This is a genomic window from Mesorhizobium sp. AA23, assembly GCF_001672435.1.
Classification (GTDB): Bacteria; Pseudomonadota; Alphaproteobacteria; order Rhizobiales; family Rhizobiaceae; genus Mesorhizobium.
In genome coordinates, this window is sequence record NZ_LYTP01000027.1 from 1 (window position 1) to 1,195 (window position 1,195).

The following is a 1,195-nucleotide window of genomic DNA, read 5'->3' on the forward strand; positions in this document are numbered from 1 at the left end:
TGGAAGATGAACAAGACGCTCGTCGAGGCGCGCGCCTTCGCCGGTGGCCTGCTTGCCGACCCGCAAGGCGATCCGCGCATCCAGCGCTTCGTCATCCCGCCCTTCACGGCGGCGCGAGAGGTCAAGGCGATGCTGAAGGATACGTCGGTCAAGGTCGGAGCCCAGAACATGCATTGGGCCGATGACGGCGCGTGGACGGGCGAGATTTCGCCGCTGATGCTGAAGGATTGTGACCTCGATATCGTCGAGCTCGGCCATTCCGAGCGCCGCGAGCACTTTGGCGAGACCGACGAAACCGTCGGCCTCAAGACCGAAGCCGCTGTGCGCCACGGCCTCATTCCGCTGATCTGCATCGGCGAGACGTTTGCCGAGCGCGAGGCCGGCCGCGCCCGCGACGTCCTCGACCGGCAGGTGCGCGGCGCTTTGTCGAAGCTTTCGGCTGCGCAGAAGGGCGCGCCGATCCTGTTCGCCTACGAGCCGGTCTGGGCCATCGGCGTCAACGGCATTCCGGCGACCTCGGACTATGCCGAGGCCCGCCAGGCGGAGATCACCGCGGCTGTTCAAGAGGTGCTCGGTCGCCGCGTCCCTTGCCTCTATGGCGGTTCGGTCAACCCCGACAATTGCGCCGAACTCATCGCATGCCCGCATATCGACGGGTTGTTCATCGGACGCGCCGCATGGGCTGTCGAGGGCTATCTCGACATCCTGTCCAGATGCGCCGCCAAACTCTGAAGGAGACGATCATGAAGCTCGCGGTAGCAGGCGACAGCGCTGGCGAAGGCCTGGCAAAAATCCTCGCCGATCACCTGAAGGATAGGCACGAGGTGTCGGAAGTGTCGCGCACCGAGGCCGGTCCCGACCCGTTCTACGCCAATCTGTCGGACCGGGTGGCGAGCGACCTGCTGGCCGGCAAATATGACCGCGCCATCCTGATCTGCGGCACCGGGATCGGCGTCTGCATCTCGGCCAACAAGGTGCCGGGCATTCGTGCGGCACTCACCCATGACACCTACTCGGCCGAGCGGGCCGCGCTGTCGAACAACGCCCAGATCATCACCATGGGCGCGCGGGTAATCGGGCCCGAGCTGGCGAAGTCGATCGCGGATGCCTTTCTGAAGGAGACGTTCGATCCAAAGGGGCGGTCGGCCGGCAATGTCGCCGCCATCGATCAGGTCGACGCCAAGTACAACGCGCG

General features: G+C 65.4%; 2 protein-coding genes. Both read left to right on the forward strand.

From position 1 onward, the window contains the following. On the forward strand, positions 1-732 hold a 732-nt coding region (locus A9K66_RS19930; RefSeq protein ID WP_067327215.1), incomplete at its 5' end, for a triose-phosphate isomerase. 11 nt (positions 733-743) lie between these two features. Then, on the forward strand, positions 744-1,195 hold a 452-nt coding region (locus A9K66_RS19935; protein ID WP_067327218.1), incomplete at its 3' end, for an RpiB/LacA/LacB family sugar-phosphate isomerase.